15 protein-coding genes and 1 pseudogene are annotated in these 18,949 nt (G+C 40.3%); 3 read left to right on the plus strand and 13 right to left on the minus strand.

Annotated features, from left to right (window positions below; all coding sequences use genetic code 11):
* Nucleotides 1-5 precede the first annotated feature (5 nt).
* The 3 genes from SJ2017_RS13210 (at nucleotide 6) to SJ2017_RS13220 (ending at nucleotide 1,671) form a co-directional block, all read left to right on the plus strand.
* Nucleotides 6-443, plus strand: a complete 438-nt coding sequence (locus SJ2017_RS13210) for a DUF3010 family protein (protein WP_055024685.1) — start codon at nucleotides 6-8, stop codon at nucleotides 441-443.
* 160 nt (nucleotides 444-603) lie between these two features.
* Nucleotides 604-1,203 (plus strand): M48 metallopeptidase family protein, encoded by a 600-nt coding sequence (locus SJ2017_RS13215; protein ID WP_080917482.1) that lies wholly within the window; start codon nucleotides 604-606, stop codon nucleotides 1,201-1,203.
* Between the two features lie 33 nt (nucleotides 1,204-1,236).
* Entirely contained in the window at nucleotides 1,237-1,671 is a 435-nt protein-coding gene (locus SJ2017_RS13220) for an HNH endonuclease (protein WP_080916059.1), read from the plus strand.
* Nucleotides 1,672-1,742: 71 nt separating this feature from the next.
* Here the strand turns inward: SJ2017_RS13220 and SJ2017_RS13225 are convergent, their stop codons facing one another.
* The 13 genes and pseudogenes from SJ2017_RS13225 to SJ2017_RS13285 form a co-directional block, all read right to left on the minus strand.
* A complete protein-coding gene (locus SJ2017_RS13225; RefSeq protein ID WP_080916060.1) occupies nucleotides 1,743-3,032 on the minus strand; it encodes a peptidoglycan DD-metalloendopeptidase family protein in 1,290 nt (429 codons plus the stop codon).
* Nucleotides 3,033-3,443: 411 nt separating this feature from the next.
* Nucleotides 3,444-7,157, minus strand: coding sequence for an AAA family ATPase (locus SJ2017_RS13230; RefSeq protein ID WP_080916061.1), 3,714 nt, complete (start codon nucleotides 7,155-7,157; stop codon nucleotides 3,444-3,446).
* Nucleotides 7,157-8,416, minus strand: coding sequence for an exonuclease subunit SbcD (gene sbcD, locus SJ2017_RS13235; RefSeq protein WP_065110591.1), 1,260 nt, complete (start codon nucleotides 8,414-8,416; stop codon nucleotides 7,157-7,159). The genes SJ2017_RS13230 and sbcD overlap by 1 nt, the downstream gene beginning before the upstream one ends.
* A gap of 78 nt (nucleotides 8,417-8,494) precedes the next feature.
* Nucleotides 8,495-9,256 carry a TSUP family transporter gene (locus tag SJ2017_RS13240; protein ID WP_055024690.1) on the minus strand — a complete coding sequence of 254 codons (762 nt, stop codon included), beginning with the start codon at nucleotides 9,254-9,256 and terminating at the stop codon, nucleotides 8,495-8,497.
* A gap of 204 nt (nucleotides 9,257-9,460) precedes the next feature.
* Entirely contained in the window at nucleotides 9,461-10,840 is a 1,380-nt protein-coding gene (locus tag SJ2017_RS13245; RefSeq protein ID WP_055024691.1) for an SLC13 family permease, read from the minus strand.
* A 438-nt stretch (nucleotides 10,841-11,278) separates the two neighbouring features.
* Complete coding sequence (locus SJ2017_RS13250) at nucleotides 11,279-12,196, minus strand: M14 family metallopeptidase (RefSeq protein ID WP_080916062.1); 918 nt, start codon at nucleotides 12,194-12,196, stop codon at nucleotides 11,279-11,281.
* A gap of 101 nt (nucleotides 12,197-12,297) precedes the next feature.
* The gene (locus SJ2017_RS13255) at nucleotides 12,298-12,774 is read right to left on the minus strand and encodes a GNAT family N-acetyltransferase (protein WP_338057669.1); all 477 of its coding nucleotides are present in this window, start codon (nucleotides 12,772-12,774) and stop codon (nucleotides 12,298-12,300) included.
* A gap of 66 nt (nucleotides 12,775-12,840) precedes the next feature.
* Complete coding sequence (locus tag SJ2017_RS13260) at nucleotides 12,841-14,826, minus strand: NERD domain-containing protein kinase family protein (protein ID WP_080916063.1); 1,986 nt, start codon at nucleotides 14,824-14,826, stop codon at nucleotides 12,841-12,843.
* 237 nt (nucleotides 14,827-15,063) lie between these two features.
* Nucleotides 15,064-15,456 (minus strand): ribonuclease E inhibitor RraB, encoded by a 393-nt coding sequence (locus SJ2017_RS13265; RefSeq protein ID WP_080916064.1) that lies wholly within the window; start codon nucleotides 15,454-15,456, stop codon nucleotides 15,064-15,066.
* A gap of 10 nt (nucleotides 15,457-15,466) precedes the next feature.
* The gene (locus SJ2017_RS13270) at nucleotides 15,467-15,700 is read right to left on the minus strand and encodes an RNA-binding S4 domain-containing protein (RefSeq protein ID WP_055024696.1); all 234 of its coding nucleotides are present in this window, start codon (nucleotides 15,698-15,700) and stop codon (nucleotides 15,467-15,469) included.
* A gap of 118 nt (nucleotides 15,701-15,818) precedes the next feature.
* A complete protein-coding gene (locus SJ2017_RS13275; RefSeq protein WP_080916065.1) occupies nucleotides 15,819-16,655 on the minus strand; it encodes an SDR family oxidoreductase in 837 nt (278 codons plus the stop codon).
* A 212-nt stretch (nucleotides 16,656-16,867) separates the two neighbouring features.
* A complete protein-coding gene (locus tag SJ2017_RS13280) occupies nucleotides 16,868-18,061 on the minus strand; it encodes an HD-GYP domain-containing protein (protein ID WP_055024698.1) in 1,194 nt (397 codons plus the stop codon).
* 294 nt (nucleotides 18,062-18,355) lie between these two features.
* A pseudogene (locus SJ2017_RS13285) lies at nucleotides 18,356-18,817 on the minus strand (DUF2919 domain-containing protein); the annotation flags it as partial.
* Nucleotides 18,818-18,949 lie beyond the last annotated feature (132 nt).

Raw genomic sequence — 18,949 nt, forward strand, 5'->3', positions numbered from 1 at the left:
GAAACATGAAAATTTGTGGTGTGGAATTAAAAGGTGGCGAAGCCATCATTAGCTTATTAACTTACGAAGTGGAAACATTCAACGTACCTGAGTGTCGTCAAATTTCTTTCAGCATTTCAAAATCAGCTGAAACAGAATCAATCCGTGAGTTTCACTTTGCTTTCCACAAATTAATGGAAGATTACAAAGTAGATGAAATTGTCATCATTGAACGTGAGCAAAAAGGTAAGTTCGCCGGCTCTGCGACCAGTTTTAAACTCGAAACCGCTATTCAAATCACTGACTTGCCTGTTGGCATAATTAGCCCTGTTATTATCAAAGAAGAGCTTAAGCGTAATCCACCTCAAGCAGATTTAGATACTTTAGGTCTAAAGCGTGTTCAGCTGCCAGCATTTGAAGCCGCTTACGCACAGCAAAATCGTCGTATGTACGGTAAAGTCTAAGCTCTAGACAAATTTGCGAGCCTACCTGTTAACTTAACAAACACGTTAATTATCAATGGGTAGGCTTCATAATTAGAACACCCTATTCACCCCTATCAAGCGAGCTAACTCAATGAGCTCAAACAAACCTGCTAAATCGCCTCGAAAAGCACCTCCCCAAATGCCCATTAAGGTAAGTTCTGCAAAAGTGGCAGCCGCAAGAGATACCCTGGCAAGCTTAGTTACCAGTAAAGATGTAAAAGCCAAACAGCAACAAGAGGGGCAGCTTAAATACATCAAAGGCTACTCAGCCAACACGATTGAACAAGTTAAACATCATATTGCCAACGATACCCTCGGCAGGCTTTTACTAAATCGCTACCCAAGGATCCATGATATTCGCACTGATAAAGCGTTATATGACTATGCGATGGGATATAAACAGGCTTATCTAAAACAATCAGATCCTTTGTCAAAGGTCATTTTTGATGAAAAAATCAGTTTAAGCCATCAAGCGTTAGGCCTTCATACCTATGCTAACCGTGTACAGGGCAGTAAAGTTAAAGCTAAAAATGAAATTCGGATTTCATCAAAACTTAAGTTTATCCCTGAGCCATTATTGAGAATGGTGGTCGTGCATGAACTTGCACACCTAAGAGAAAAAGAGCACAACAAAGCCTTTTACCAACTCTGTGAATATATGACAGCGGATTATCATCAACTTGAGTTAGATTTACGATTATTATTGACATGTATTGAGTTAGGCAAGTCACCGTATTAATCTGATTAAATAATAAAGTATTGGAGCGTTATCATGTATGTAGCAACCTATAGAGGTGAAGGGCGCAGAACCAAGCATTATAAATCAGAAAAGGCTGCACTAAAGTCTATCCGTTCCTGGTTAAAAATACATAGTCAACAGGGGTATTCTGTCGGGTTAATGGGGCCTGACATTTCCCCAACTGAATACCATGAGTGGGAACTGATACCATATGATGAACCCAAAATACTTTCGTTTTATAACAGCAAAAAATGGAATGACTTAAAAGCTGAGGCTTTTGAGCGATACGGAAATAAATGTGCCTGTTGCGGCCGCTCTCCTGAACATAATGTCATTATGCATGTAGACCATATTAAACCTCGATCAAAGCATCCAGAACTCGAATTAGACATAAACAACCTACAAATTCTTTGCGAGCACTGTAATACAGGTAAATCCGACAAGTTTGAAACAGACTGGAGAACATAAAAAACCACTTTTAATATCGAATTAAAAGTGGTTTATATTGGATTAATACAAAGGTCTTAACCCTGTAAAGATTAACCTAGATCCATCATCATTTTTTTACTGCTGACCAATTGTTTAAATTGGTCCATTTGATTTTTAGGCAGTACCGAAGCTTCAACAATACTCACTCGCATTGGATCTGCTGGTCGACCGTTCACGTGAAACTCGTAATGTAAATGTGGTCCTGTCACTCGCCCTGTATTACCTGTTAAACCAATAACTTGACCGCGTTTAACCCGCTGACCTTTGCGCACAAGAAACTTAGATAAATGTAAGTAGCGGGTTCTCACATTGTTATCATGCTCGATAACGATATATTTTCCAGCAAATCTATGATTGGTGACCATAGACACAACACCATCACCTGGAGCGACGACTCGAGTTCCAATTGGGGTGGCAAAGTCTGTACCGTTATGAGGCGAAACACGCCCAGTCACTGGGTGTTTACGCGTCGGATTGAAGCGGGAAGATAAACGGTATTGACGCTCTAATGGAATACGTTGGAAAGCACTCGCTAACCCTTGTCCACGTTCATCATAATAATTTCCATCCACGTTCTGAAACGCATTCACATTATTACGACGAGTGTTAATTCTTACAGCTTGTAACTGTGTCGCACCTGTTGACTCACCTTCGATGTATTGATCATTCATTAGTACATTAAAGATGTCTCCTGCACGCAGATCACGAGAGAAGTCTAATTTGCTCGACAATAGGTTTTCAATGGTTTGAATTTCACGAGCATTTAACCCCGCACGTTGAGCGGAGAGGTAAAATGAGCCATTGATTTCACCACTAATAATCCTATTTTGCCAAATACCTTCGATATTGATTTCTTCAACACCAAAACTACCATCGTCAAAACGAGTAAAAACAACCTGATAAGCAGGATTAAAATACAGTTCTAACTTAGTCAGTTGTTGCTGTTCATCTTGAAAAAATTGTATCCGATTACCTACTGCCAAGGTATCTAACGCAAGTACATTCAAATCAGCTTCAAGCACTTTATACATGGTTTGCTGACCAATGCCCGCAAGCTCGAATAAATGACCTAATGTGTCGCCATTTTCAATAATACGTTCGAAACTCGGTTTTTCGGGCTCAATAACATCTATTGGTGCAGAATCAGATAAATTCGGTATCAATGATTCGATGTCTAAAGCCACAGGAATGCGTTGAGAAGAGAACTCTTGCGGTGTTGGCCACAACAAAGCTGCTGCCACTACGAATACGCTGGCAAGTAATAATTTTCTGTGTATTGCAGGTAAGGCTTGCACCTTATTAAATCGAGCTTGGCCCCTGCTTTTATTTGCTGAAAGCAATCTTGCATCCGCCTTAATACTGAATAAAAAATAATACCTTTTAGCTAAACCGATAGAATATTAAAAATGGGTACTTAAGCACTAGAAGATATATTAGCGAACTGTTATATCAAAAATAGTTACGAATAAAAATATAAACTATCGTTTGAACTGCATAAATTTGAACTCTGCACAGTTCAAATGAACACTTCTAAAGCGAAAGTAAATGGCATGGGAAGGGACTGTTACTAGAAGTTTGCAACCATATCAAGACTGCATAAGTCGTGCATATTTAATGACGATTAATGAAATCTAGGTAGAACTATTTCCCTCAACTTACTGAAATCAGCACGAATATTTCAGTAAGTGAGAGATTTGCTTTCGCCGTAATGGCTAATCAATTGTAATAATAAATCGGGCTTGAGCTACAAATTATGTCTCAGCTGAATCGAATTTATAGTCAGCCTGTAATCGACTCACCCCAAGGCCATTCATCTTATTTACTTTAATTTGCACACTTATCCGCTCTTTCATCGCCTCAATATGACTGATAACCCCAATCATTTTGCCAGAAGCATTCAGGTTATCGAGCGCATCTAGGGCAGTATCTAGTGTTTGACTATCAAGCGTACCAAAACCTTCATCTAAAAATAACGAGTCAATGCTGGTTTTATGGCTGACTAAATCCGATAATGCCAACGCAAGTGCAAGACTTACAAGAAAGCTTTCACCGCCAGATAAAGTACGCGTATCACGCACAGCATCACCCTGCCAAGTATCCAGTACCTGTAACTCGAGTGCTTCTGATTGTTTTCTTTCTAATAAATAACGACCTTGTAGCCTATCTAATTGTCGATTCGCCAACACCACAAGGTGATCAAGAGTGAGTCCCTGAGCAAACTTACGGAATTTGTCACCCTTTTGCGATCCAATCAATGAGTGTAAATAAGCTATATCATCAAAGTCCTGTTTAGCTTGAGTAAGCTCAGCCACCAAGGTTTGTTGAGTGGTGCGCTTTTTCTCATCTTCACTTAATAAGTGTTTTAACTGCCAAACCTGCTCTTTCATGGCTGAAAGACGGGCTTCTGTTTGCTCATGCATGATGGCAACATCAGCAATATCTGCCTGATGATATTCAGATTCATCACCCAACTTAACTAACTCAGCCTGTTGAGCCCTTGTTTGCTCAACAACCGTACTAGCTTTCAAAATACGAGTATCTAGCCCTTGCTTAAGTTGCTGTAGTGCTTGTCTTTGCGCTACAGGCATCAACGCTTGTTCAAATTCAGTTTGATCAGCAAATGGACTGGTTGATAAAGCCAAGGTAAAAGTGTTTCTAGCTTCGGATACTTCATTGACTGTGCGTTCTAGCTGCTGTGTGACGGCCTGCTCTTGTGCAGCGAGTTTATCGAACTCTTGCTGTAGTTTGCTTTGCACTTGAGCCTGCTGAGTGAATTGCAACTCTGATTGCTGCAACGCTTGCTGACTAAGCTGCTTTTCTTGACTGATTTGTTTATCGCCAAAAACAGCGAATCGTTGCTGCTTTACACTCGTTAACTCAAGATCCGTTTTCTGCAATAACTCATCGAGTTGTGATATTTGCTGAATTAACTCATCCTGCTGCTGAGTGAGTGTTTGAGCTTGCTGCATTAATAACTGTTGCTGCTGAGTTAATTTTCCTTGCTGCTCAACTGCCACAGCCCATTGACCGACATCGGTTTGTAAATCTGCTAACCAGGTTTCCAGTTGTGAAAAGTCATTTAAAGCTAATCCAGCTTGAGAAAATTGTTGCTGACAGCTAGATTCGAGCTCAGTAATGTTTTGCTGTATTTGGCTAAGCTGCTGCTTTGACTCAGTTAATTGCTGTTGCTGATTTTGCTGCTGCTGAGTAAAAAGTTGTAATTGATGTTGCTGCTGCTCTAGTAAAGTCAGTGTTTGCTGGTATTGCTCAGCACAGGATTGTTTAACCTGAGTAAGTTCTCGAATATCAGTTAATTGCTGATGCAAATACTGTTGGCGACTAGCCGATTGTTCAACAAAATGAGTCAATAGTGCGCCATCAATTTCAGCTTTTGTGGCGATCAGTTCTGGCTTAGATAATTGCTCAGCTAATTGCTGGTACTCAATCAAACAATCTTGAATCTGCTGATGCAACATCGATTGTTTATCTGCGCACAGTTCAAGTTGATGCTGTAACTTACTTTGCTTCAGCTTTAATTGCTCACCTTGACGCTTAATTAATTCAAGTTCTGCGGACTTGGCTTCAAAGCGTACCTCGGTATCAGAAACATCAAGCGCTTGGTAATGCTCAACTAAAGGGTGCTCTTTGGAACCACACAGGGCACAAGGCTCACCTTGAATGAGTTTAGCTCGCTCTTGGGTTAAATTAACGATTTGCTGCTCTTGTTTAAGCAGCATTTGTAAATCTTTAACTTGCTGATTTTTTTCACTCCAAGCACTACGTACTTGCTGTAATTCTTGAGCAATCGCAGAGATCTGCGCAGCAAAATGCTGATTTTCATTAGTCGCGTTATGACTTTGCGTCACTAAGTCAGTATGTGCAACTTGTAACTGCTGTAATCTAGTACGGGAGACTTGCTGTTCAATCAAATTTTGGTACTGAGCTTGTAAATCCGCTTCTGAGCTTGTACCTAAACACTGAGTTAATTGCTGCTCACTATGTGTTAATGCTAACTGCTTTGTCTGTAATTCAGCGATAAGTGACGCTAAAGCCTCATTTTGCTGCACCAACTGCTGTTGGTTAAGCATGTCTTGCTGAGATAGCGTTGAAATTAACTGCGATAATTCATTTTTTTTCAGCTGTAATCCTGACAAATTAATTGCTTGCTGCTGCCAAGCTGCAATATTGCTTTGAATTAATTGTCCTTGAGGATACAGGGCAATCACTTTGTCATTATCTGAAAGTGACTGGTTTAACTGATTTAAGTTTTGAGTTAGCTCAAGCTGAGACTCTGTGATTTTTTGTTGTTGAATTGTTTGTTGATGCTTATTTTTCGACTGTTGATCACATTGAAAATTCAGTTGCTCAATTTTATTATCAAGCGGTTGAACTTGCTCCTCAATCAAGGTGAGCAACTCAGTGTGTTGCAGCTTTACTGAATCAAACTGCTCTTGTCGTTTTAGATGTTCTGTCTTAGCGGCTTCAAGGGATAATTGCGACTGTTGCTGCGCTTGGGATAGTGTCAGTTGCTCTGTTTGCAGTTGATTTTGCTGCTGTTCGAATTTGGTTAAGCTTTCAAATAATGGAGCAAGCATCTGAGCCGGCTCACTTGCTTCTAGTTTAGCGAGTGACTCTGCTTGGGCGGTCAATTCGCTTTGTGCAACGTCCAGTTCACGTTCACTTTCTGTCAGTTTTGCGGTGTTTTGTTCAAGCTGTTTTGCCCAATTAAGTTGCTGCTGTTGCTGATTTAACAGGCTTTGTAACTTAGCAGATTGCAGCTCACCTTCGCTTAGCTGTTCGTTTTTTTCAGCAATATCCACATCAGATAACAGTTCTACATTATCAGTTTTGGCTTCAAGTAAGGTTAAGGCTTGTTTCGCTTGTGTAAAATTAACATGCACTTGCTCTGAAATCTGACCATAAATTTCAGTTCCCGTTAACTCTTCGAGTAACTCAGCCCTATCATTAGCATCCGCATTTAAAAATGCGGCAAACTGACCTTGCGATAACATCATCGACTTGGTAAAGCGAGCAAAATCTAATCCGGTTATAGCTTCAGTTAGCTCGGTCTTTTGCTTTACCTGGCTAGCGATAATTTTACCAGAATCAAGTTCAGCTAATTCCACCTGTGCATCTTGTAAATTGCCATCAATTTGACCACGTGAGCGGCGTTGACTCCAAAAGGCGCGATAACCTTTCCCTTTCACTTCAAACTCAACCTCCGCTAAACACTCACTGGTACCTCGGGTCATCAATTCATTCGTGGATTTTGAAATCACTTTTAATCTGGGGGTGCGATGATATAACGCTAAGCAAATGGCATCTAAAATCGTGGTTTTACCCGAACCTGTCGGCCCTGTAATCGCAAACAGTCCATTTTCTTTAAATGGCGATTGAGTAAAATCTATTTTCCATTCATTTTTTAATGAGTTTATATTTTTAAATCTCAGGCTGAGGATTTTCATTATTTATCCTCCAGCGTTGATTGCTCGGCAACTTGAGATACCACTAGGGCAAACTGTGACTTCACTCTTTCAAGCCGCAGTTGTTGCTCAGCCTCAGTAAAGTCCTCTTGTGCTAAACGTCGCTCAAATACATCATTCACGGACAACTCTGATAACGTTTCATTTTCAAGTTGCTCAATTTGTTGATGACGTTGCTGCCTTGCACGCTTTAATTGCAGGACTTCAACCGCTAAAGGCTCGGTAATATCCGCAATACGTGTTTGTAAATCACTCAAGAAGTCTTGTTGCGCCACCTCAATGCTAAGCCAAGTTAACTCAATATCCTGATGACAACCATCTGTTGGTGTTAGCGAAAACTCAGACAATTGCTGCTCAATTTCAGTCAAGCTACCTTTAATATTTGCCATAGGTTGAAAGCGAGGCACTTCAAGTGGTGTAACCTGAGCTAATTTATCCTTGTCAAAATCCACTAAAAAAACACTCTTTTGACCTGCAAGTTCATCAAAACTTAATGGGATCGGAGAACCGCTATAACGAATATGCTCCGTTTTGGCAATTTTTTGAGGTCGATGAATGTGCCCAAGCGCAATATAATCGGCTGCAGGGAATAACGATGCATTAAACGCATCTAAACTGCCGATATAGATATCTCGTACTGATTCACTCGTACTTGCCCCAACTGTGGTGAGGTGGCCGGTCGCAATGATAGGTAAAGCTTGTGATTGTTCACTATTCAATGTTTGTGCGTATTCAAAGCAGGATTGATAAAGCGCAGCAATTTCGTTACCTAGTTTGCGCTGTTTATCTGAGCTAGATTCACCTGATTGACTTAATACCATATCTCTAGGGCGCAAATAAGGTAAAGCGCAAACAATGGCACAAGGTTGCTGGCTTTTATCCTTCACTAACAATACATGTTCGCGAACATCATCTAACGCGCCGGGGATAACACTTGCATTGAGACAAGCCAATAATTGTTTTGATTCACCAAGTGTTGCCACTGAGTCGTGATTACCGCCTAATACAATAAGCTGGCAGCCAGTTTTTTGTATATCGACAATAAACTGATTATATAAACTGCGGGCATAACTTGGTGGTGTGCCAGTATCAAAAATATCACCCGCTACAATTAGCGCATCGACATCATGTTCACCAATCTGCTCAAGCAGCCACTGCATAAATAATTGATGTTCATGTGCACGACTTTTACCATAAAAATTTTGCCCAAGGTGCCAATCTGAAGTGTGAATAATGCGCATGAAAACCTATTTCAATAACTGTTGAATGTGTAGTAACAGGATATACCTGAAAGCGAATACCTTAGTGTTAGGATACGCCTAACCGTATTGAGACCACAGTAACTTAAAGCTCATCAAAAATGACATAGTAACCACTAAAGGTTTAATAATTTTTACCCCTTTCGTCATCACAAGTCGTGAGCCTAACGTTGCCCCAATGGCTTGGCCTACCAACATAATCAAACCAAGTACAATCGCAACTTGACCACCAATCAAGAAGAAAATCAATGATGAAATGTTGGTAGCAAAGTTTAGGATTTTGGCGTGAGCAGTTGCTTTAGCAAGGCCATAGCCCGCTAACGAAACAAATGCCAATGCAAAAAAACTGCCCGTTCCAGGCCCAAAGAAACCATCATAAAACCCTACCCCTAACGCTGCTGTAAAGGCGAATACAGTCGGTGTTAATACTTGCTGCTTATCGTTTTCGGATATTTTTTTAGAAAATAGAAAATAACAACCGATAGCCAGAATCAAAAATGGCAAGACTAACTCAAGCACGGACACATCAATCATTTGAACTATGATAGTTCCCACTGCTGCGCCAGCAAAAGCACAGACGATAGACAACTTAGCTTGCTTTAAATCAACCATGCCTTTGCGTATAAAATACAAACTGGCAAAAAAACTACCACCACAGGCTTGTAGTTTATTGGTACCAAGCGCCGCTGCAGGAGGTAACCCTGCCCACATTAATGCAGGAATAGTCAGTAAACCACCGCCACCAGCAATGGCATCAATAAAGCCTGCTAAAATGGCAACAAAGAATAAAATGACTGCGATCTGTAGGGTGAGTTCGAACATGAAATTGATCTTAAATTATTATTAATAGGCCATTAGACCTGCTTTAAATACAAAATTCAAAAGCTATCTGTTACAAACGTAAAATTGGTAAATTTACAAAACTAATTGCAAGAATTCATTAACATTTTTGGCGGTTAATTAAACTGCAAATAGCAAAAAAGCAGCCTAAGCTGCTTTTTGGTTAACGCTATTTTTGTCTATGGCTTAAAAACCCCAAAAGAAGTTAGTGATCATAAAGAGCACAAACATACTGATAAAGTTAATAATGACACCTGCTCTCATCATTTCTGATTGTTTAATATAGCCCGAACCAAACACAATCGCGTTAGGCGGAGTTGCTACAGGCAACATAAACGCACAAGAAGCCGCTATACCAATCACCACCGAAATCATTACAGGTGACAAGCCTAATGGTTCTGCAATTGCGGCAAAAACAGGAACTAATAACGCAGCACTTGCGGTATTACTGGCGAACTCTGTCAGCATGACCACAAAGGCAATCACTGCAATAATAAACAATGCCATGTGCGCGTTACCGAAAATATCAGTCACAAAATGTGCTAAGAATACACTGGTGCCTGTTGCTTTAAGCACCGCACTCAAGGTTAACCCACCTCCGAATAAAATCAGTACGCCCCAATCTGTCGTTGATTCAATTTTCTTCCAATCAACCAGTTTTAAGCTCGCAAGCACCACGACAGCACCTAAAGCGACAATCGTGTCGAATTTGCTAATTCCACCTAAGGCCTGAGAAATCGGCTTACTGAATATCCAACAACAAACCGTCGCAAGAAATATCACTAAGGTCAGCTTGCCACTTAATGAAAGTGACGTATCTTCAGCTTTCAGTTCACACCTTGCTGATAAATCAGGTTTCAGAAAGATATATAACGCCACCAGCATCGCAGGTAGCATTAGCGCGACTGTCGGTAACCCAAACGCTAACCAGTCACTAAACGTTAAACCAACTTGCGCTGCAGCAATAGCATTTGGCGGGCTGCCGACTAATGTACCAATACCGCCAATGTTTGCTGAATAAGCAATGCCAAGTAAAACAAACAAATAAGTGGTTTTATGCTCTTTAAAATCTAATTGATGCAATATACCAAGCGCTAGAGGTAGCATCATAGCTGCGGTGGCAGTGTTACTGATCCACATCGACAATACTGCAGTAACCACAAACAACAATAGACACGCGATACCTAACTTACCTTTAGAGAACAACAACACTTTTTGGGCAATTAAACGATCAATACCCTGATGATTTAATGCTGCAGCTAATACAAAGCCACCAAAGAACAAATAAATAATAGGGTTAGCAAAATTGCTCATTGCTGTTTGGGTATCAAATACGCCCAAGAACACGGCCAAAATAGGTATTAATATTGCCGTAATACTGATATGAATCGCTTCAGTCAGCCACAAAATCGCAGCAAAAATAAGCAGTGATAGCCCTGTATTAATGCCTTGTTCAAATGGCAGAAAGTTATACAACAACGCAAATAGTGCGATGTTGCTAAACAAAATAATAAAATGTCGTTTATTAGTCACTTCTGTAGGTGACTTATTGGGTATGTTTTCCATTGAAGCGCCCTCCCTTATTTTTTAATGTGGACAATGTAGATCACACTCATAAAGAAGATAAAGCTTTGTTTTATGGTTAATTAATTACACCCTAACAAGTTAACAATGTGACAAACAACTCACCAAATACCTTTTTTGTGATTACAACGAACAATAACCATGAGCGATGTGTGGTAATAAAGTTTCATTTATCGCATTTTATGTTCTAGACCGCTTAAAAAAGAATGTTTATGAGCAACCAAAAGTGTGATCAGTGTCTAACAAAAAAAATCACAGTCTGCTTAGTGCATGCTTATGGCGGATTCCGTGATCAAGATCGCCACAGCATCACCGGAAAACACCATAAAAAAACCTACCAATAGGTAGGTTTTATCTTTAAAAACGAAAAGCTGGTGATATCAACTGGCTAGCTAGCCAATAAACAAGCAACTTATGTTGCTAACGCTTTGCCAGCAAATAATCTAAACCACTGCAAATCGCCGCCACTTGAGCCAAAATACAATTTTCGTCATCTGATAGCGGACTGTCCGGATAAACTTCGGTCGTGGTTTTGTATTGAGCTTGGGTTAACCCTGCACATAAGCCAAGTTCACTACACGGATAGTTAATCACTCCAAACTGTGACAATTCAACACCAATCAATTTGCCATCATCATCTGCAGGCGCGATGTGCGTCACTGCAGCAACGCCTTTTATAATCGCTGTTTGAAATTCATCCTGTGGGTTTTCAGAATCACCAACTAAATAAAAACCATCTGGAATATTCCAGTTATGATTAACTGTGCCTTCTCTAGCGGCAAGCGCAGGTCTAAATTCTGAATTATCAGTATCTGTGGTTTCATGCAGATCAATATGAGCAAGAAAATCGACACCTAAATCTGACACAGCGTTAAGCAATGAAGCAGACTCTTCAGCTGGGCTATTAGGGTAAAATGAGCGATTAGGATCGACTGCGTTAGGGTTCCAACGGTTGATCGTCTCATAACCCCATGGGCTAACACATGGTGCTATGACTAAATTGAAATGTTCTGCGTAGGCTTTGGCTTTAGTTTCGACAAAACGAATCGCCCCTTGAACACCACTGGTTTCATAGCCATGAACGCCACCAGTCACAAGCACAACAGGCTTTTTGGCATCCCACTCACCTTTGATAAGAAATAAAGGGTATTTAGCTTCATCGTACGATAGCGCACCATATTGAGTAACAGTAAAAGACCTTGCTAATGCTTCTATTTTACTCACAACCTCTTGCTGATAACTGCGTTTAATTTGTTGCAGCGAAAACCATTGCTGCTTATCTTCATCAGTCCACTTCTGACCCTTACGGCCAATGTGATACATTTCGCTTTGTTGCATATAGGACCTACTTTTATATTTATTATTTTTTGCTCAGTAAAGCGTAAACCTGCTAATTGAGATAATCCGTTAATGCCAACAGGTTTATTACCGAATGCAGCTTAACAAACAGCTTGATGGTCGTTAATAGATAAACTGTAAGAGAAAAATCGCGTGTCTTTAACAAAGCCTATTTTTTCATAAACCGATTGGGCAGGAAAGTTAACCTTTGCAGTCCCTAAATCCACTCTTACTGCATTCAGGCCTCTTGCTAACTCAATAGAGCACTGAATTAATCGATTGGCAACGCCTTGATTTCGAGCGTCAGGATCAACGAACAAATCGTTAAGCACCAAAATCTTACCTAGCTCAACTGTTGAAAAGCTTTGATAATTTAATACGAAACCAACGGGATTACTTGCTTCGTCGTACGCTGCAAAAATGAAAGCTTCTTGTTCACGCAAACGCGCGGTTAAATACTCGATATATTGATTTTTTGGTAACTCAACACCATAAAAAAACATATATTGCGAAAAGAGCGGCAAGATATCGTCAATGTCTGACATTGTGACACGGTTTATTATCATTATTTCCCTCATTTATTATTGCTGGTAAAGCAAGTATTGGGTGCAAACATCCTTAATTGCACCCTTGTAAAATACTGTTTATAAGCCTGAATTTTCAAGCTCTTGTTCATCAAGACCTAATTGCTTAGCGTAACTCACATTAGGCACTATGCGCATTTCAAATTTTAAAATTTTATAGCAAGCATCGTAAAATGCTTCACCAAGCCATTGCTTATCATGTTGCTCTAGTGCTCGCAGCATCGCATCTGCAGAAGAGCCCTGTTTAATCGACTCAGGTGCCATCGCATCAATAAAACTTGCTACTAAACCGTACAAGTCTTTTTCTGCATCACCTTCGACCGACCAAAGTGTCGGATCGGCATATTGCGCGGCATAATGAGTTGCCGCAATATCAGAACCAATACCAAAGTTCACTAATGTGGCTTTTTCATCACGACAAATGATGTTTTTAGGGCAAATGGCTCCATGGTGTATATCTAGACTATGTAAATATTGCAGCGCAGTTAACAGTTGCACAAACCATAATCTAGGTTGGCCTACCTCGATAGTTTGCACTTCATCAAGTCCAACACCCTGAACCCAATCACGTGCGATAAACAAGTCATCAGATTGAGGTAACTGTCCAAACGCTAATACTCGTTCTACATGAGGATGATAAATCTTCGCTAAACTACGATACATATTACTTAACGTGTGCCATTGATTGTCAACATCTTGATAGACACTGACACAGCAAGGGTAGTTACCTTGGATATGCAATGCTCGCCACAACTGACTACGTGAAGTGGCCGAGATAAAATGATCTAACCGATAGTGATGGTCAATAACAGCACCTTTTTCAATTTCGACCTTCTGCGGCAGGGTATCACATACACCCAAGTCAATTAACGCCGATAAATCACAGCGAATGACATCTAAATCTATCGTGCTGCCATTGGCTGCAGCGCGGTACCATTGGTAAATTCGAGGCTGCAGTGTTTTTTCAGCTAAAGATAAAAACGCTTGCGCATAGGCTTTAATATCTTCGCTGGTGTTAAGTGAATCTTTAATATCAATAAATTCAACATCAGCATCTTCTGAGATAAAGATACAATTGTCGGCCCAGCCACCGATGGTATAACCTCGACGATGGATCTGTTGAAGCCCTGTCACGCTGCGTCTTAGAATTTCAAGTAGTTGATAGGTGGTTTGTTTATCTACTTCAAAAATATTAAGCGGCACACCACGTGGCATTCTTATCGGTAGCACAACTTGCTCACCATCTTGAATTAACGGCGCGCAAAAAGGAACACAACTGCAGCCTGATAATGACTGAATACGCTTAAATTCATCTCTAAGTTTTTGCTCATGGTTAGTTGCATCAATACTGTGCTCAAACTGGCTTGTCACGAGAATTTTTAACAGCCAAGGGGCTGTCCAACCACCTGGATTGTACTCAGATTGCCAAACCTCTAAACCTTGTTGTAAAAAGAGACATTTAAGCTTAATAAAATCTTGGATCTTATTATTACGCTGCTCAACTAACGCCACTTGGCCAATCGTATCCAACACCATTTCTTTTTGCGTTTCAGTTACAGGGTGGATATGAGGCGCCGTCAAGCCCCACTCTTTTGTCAATGCTTCAATGATTTTCGCTGGGGTATAAATACTTAGTTTTCCGGTGTCTTTCTCGACCAGAATTTCTTCCCCTTTTCGGCCAGTAACAAACACCATGCCTTGACACCAAGGAGCGTAAACCCCCACTGGAATTTTATTTTTAAGCTTACCCGCAAGGACTCGAGCAACATAGTTAGCTTTAGACAAGCTATTATCAACATGGCGTCCATCGAGTGACCAAGCATGGAGACCTGCATTCAATCGACCGATGTAGCCTTTTACATCGACAACATAAACGCCAAATTCACCCACAACTAAGGCATCAACTTCCATGGCTTGGCCGGTATGAGTTGGAATTTCAACGTTTGTGAGAAGTAAATAATCTTCAGGAAGTTCGTCTGATAATAAAGAGAATGCCCAACGTTCGGCGTCGTTAACTGGGGTACCAAAGCTAATATGTCTTGCCATTGAGAATGCGACTCCACTAATAATTATTATTTCTGCATGTGGCTACATCCTATAATAGAAAGGCACAAAAAAACCACCTTAAAGGTGGTTTTTGTTTTCATAATTTTAACAGCCATTACATCATATTATTCTTGCTTACTGCTCACTGAGATAAGACATAGTTCATCTAGGTTTAGCAAGCCATAATTAGCAATGAATGCGAGCTCATCGAGCTAACAGCGTTAACGTGATGTCTGACTAGTGAGAATGCGAGCAGTTATCATCACACTCATGGTCATCGTCAGCAAATTCGTCATCACCCTCTTGGTGTTGCATCACGCCCCAACCATCTGTCATGCCATCAAACTCTTGAGCAAAATCATTTAGCTCAATTTCTTTTGCGACTAAAGTTTCATATGCTGGAACCATATTCAGACAAACAATCAGCTCCCACTTTTCAATCTCTTCACTAAAGTTAAGCTCAAGCTCACCTTTTAGATCCGTTTGCGCTAACGCTTCAAGCGCTGATTCAGCATCACGTTGATCATCAAAAATCAAAAAGAAATCAACATCTAGTGCAACGCTTAAATCAATACCTGATTCGGCCATCGCCGCAAGCATTTTACCATTATCATCATCTGGGAATTGCATGATTGTATCCTTATACGCTGGCAACGATTTTAATACGTTCACCATTAAACTCGATTACGTCTCCAACCACACACTTCTTGCGTTTGCGGGTATCAACGTCGTTGTTTACTTTTACAAGACCCTCAGAGATAACGTGCTTAGCTGCGCCGCCACCATCTACTAAACCTTGTACTTTTAATACTTTATATAACTCTACAAACTCATCGCCACTCAATAGTGGAAACTCTGCAACGTCGCTGCTCATTCAATATTGGCCTTTAATCATAAATATACTGCGTATTATACCTGTTCAGGGATTAATACCAATCTTAAAACGCATTGAATCATGCAAGCTTACTGCGTTGCTTGTCATCATTAAAGCCTTAGCATGCATCTAGCATCAACATCGGGTCGCTATGAATGTAGTTGAATGCTAGTTGCTGGCAAATTAAATCACCAACAATCACTTTGCTGGGTTGTTTATCGTCATTAAAGCTTGGCTCGGCTAATCCCAAATGCTTAGCTGCATACCGATAAAATTCGCTGCGAGTCGGATGCTTAGGCGCGGCAAGGTTATAGGTCTCATTTACAGCTTGGTGAGCGCTTGTTGCCTTCACAATTGACGTCACCGCTTGAATACAATCATCAAGGTGAACTAGGTTTACCGCAACATTACCCCCTGCAATATTCTCTCTACCAGCAAAGAACTTACCAGGATGCCTTTTGGGGCCAATTAAACCAGAGAAACGAAGAATACAGCTGTTGTTCATAGCAGCAAATTGCGATTCAGCCTTAAGTAATATGGCACTTTTATCATCATAAACCTGTGCATCATTTTCTGTCATATCTTTATCAATGGCAGGATAAACCCCAGTGGTACTAATAAAGATTACACGCTGGTACTGACGCTCACCAATCAATGAAATTAATCGCTGAACATGGGGCAGGTACTGACTTTCTCCACGTCTGAGTCCAGGCGGAATATTCACGATTAACATGTCTGCATCGAAAAGCCCCGCATACGTCATTGCCTTTGACTCGAGTTCATTATCATTGATGGTACTTAAATCGAGTTCAAAAGGATTAATTTTATGCGATAACAGCGACGCACATCCTTCAGCCGTCCGCTTTGTTCCTGAAACATTAAAGCCTTGCTCGACAAGTAGTTTTGCCAGAGGTAATCCGAACCAGCCGCAACCAACAATCGCAATATCGTTCATACTTTCACTTCCGTATTCAATGATTCTTAGGTGGGAGATTAACTTATAGAATGAGCGAGTATAAAGCGTGTTTAGTAATATTGAACAGGGCTTTCAACAATTTATGCAATGTTAAAACAATCCTATTAGGGCTTACTCAGTTTCGGTTTTGGCGATGAGTTACCTGTTGAGTGATAAGAATACTGCTGTTACTGAATAAACTTGTGACTTGTTTAATCTTCAATATGGCTTACATAAAAACAAACAGGACTTTTAGCTTGAAGCGTATCGATGACTTTTTCAGGTAATGTATCTATCTTAACAGTTTCAACGATGCTCACACCTTCATCTGTTAAACAGCGGATGGCAGATTGGCCTCCTCGTTCATTACAGCTATAAACTTGGGGTAATTTTGATTGGCGAGATGTCATGATAACTTTTGCAAAATGGCCATCAGATAACTTTACAACAGAGCCTGGTGGATAAATGCCCAACACTTTGACCAATATTTCAATGTATTCCTTTGCATGCTTACCGACTCGGGTTTTGAACAAGGTTCCTAATGCCACTTGAGGCGAACCCGTTTTCAGTAATAACCCTGCATAATCATTAGCTAGCGCAACAATTTGAGTTAATGCTGGAATTTTTTTCCCAGACAATTTATCAGGGTAACCGCTGCCATCAATGAATTCGTGATGATGCAATACAATATTCAGCATAGGCGCAGGAAATAACCCACTGCGATTGAGCATCTCATAACCCAAATTAGGGTGCGTTTTTTGGTAATTTATTTCTACAGAAGTTAGATCCGTGCGCTTACGTCGAATTGCATCAGGGATTTTTAATTTGCCTATATCATGAAACACACAACCCAATGCAATATCTCTAAGCTCAGTAGGTGTTAGCCCAAGACTTTTTGCCATCATCATAGACAATACAGCAACAGATACGCTGTGCTGGGTCATACTAGGCTCTTTATCCACACTGGTTACAAGCACAAACTCAGGATGCTGAGTTTCAGTAAGATGCGTCATTAACTGTTCAACCACAGACGCAGATTCACGATAAGACACTTCGGCGTCACTGACGACTTTACTGAAAGCGGGTCTCAAATCGCTGGCGGCTTTATTAAAGCGCTGTTGGCTTGAACGTATTGATTTTCTGATGGCGCCCTGAATATCAAACTCAACGACAGGCTCGATAGCCTCAACCACTTCTTCAGGCTCATCATCAGCTAATAAATGCATCCCGCTAATAACGGTAACGTAACTAATATCCAAACTGTTAATTAATTCGATTTCAGCTTGCGAGGTAACAGGGACTTTGTTGCGAAAAAATGGATTGTTAAACCACGACAAAGGCAGCTTTACCGTTAGCCCGACAACAATTTGCGACAAGGGAATATTGATAGGTTCCGTTTTTGACACTATTAGCTACCTTTGCAATCCATACAGTTCATATTAATGCGAAATTCAATAATCGTTAATTCACATTATGATAAATGTAACGTATTGCATCAAATATACTATAAATAACGTCAAAAATATTGCAGCTTATCTAACAAGTTGATAAAACCGCTAGTTTTTTTCGTGAGTTTGCTCAATTGCGGACGGATTTTTCGGTCGATTATATTGTTTTGCTTGATGCGCATCGAGCGTCTTTTCAATCAATTCGGTATTACTGTCTTTTTGATGATGTTGCTCAGCATTAAGATAGTCAGTTTCATTTTGCCAATCTTTAAAATAGTAATGTAACCGTTTTGATTTTAATAAATAAATTGCAGACCAGAAAATAAATAACGCATCAAGCGCAAAGCTCACACGAAACAAAAAGTCATCATGAACAAGTCGCTGATTCAATATGATGGCATCGACAATCAATAATAACCAAATTCCATATTTAATCTTATTAAAAAAAGGTCTTGCGAGCTGAGGCGCCCGTTTTCTTTCCGCTATAATCAGCCCGTAAATGATAACAGCGCCGACGCCAGCCATTAATGCCATTAGGAAGTCAGATTTCTCGGGATAAAATAATCGTACTAAGCCAGCACGATCATTAAACTGAGTGAGTGATGCGATAAAAACACACCAACCACGAGCCAGAAAGACCAGTATTAGATATAAAAAAATGGGGGGTTTTATGTGCCCTTTTTCATCGAGCCAAGTGATATTACTGAAATTCACAACTTACCTATCAACATGCTTATAGTTGAACCTATATCAACTTGGTTAACCTGCTTTACTGTTTAAACCGACAACATCAGTGTAAAGCAGTGCTTGTTAAAGAGATAAGGGTTAAATCTCATAAAACAAGCA

This window comes from Shewanella japonica, from assembly GCF_002075795.1.
GTDB classification, from domain to species: domain Bacteria; phylum Pseudomonadota; class Gammaproteobacteria; order Enterobacterales; family Shewanellaceae; genus Shewanella; species Shewanella japonica.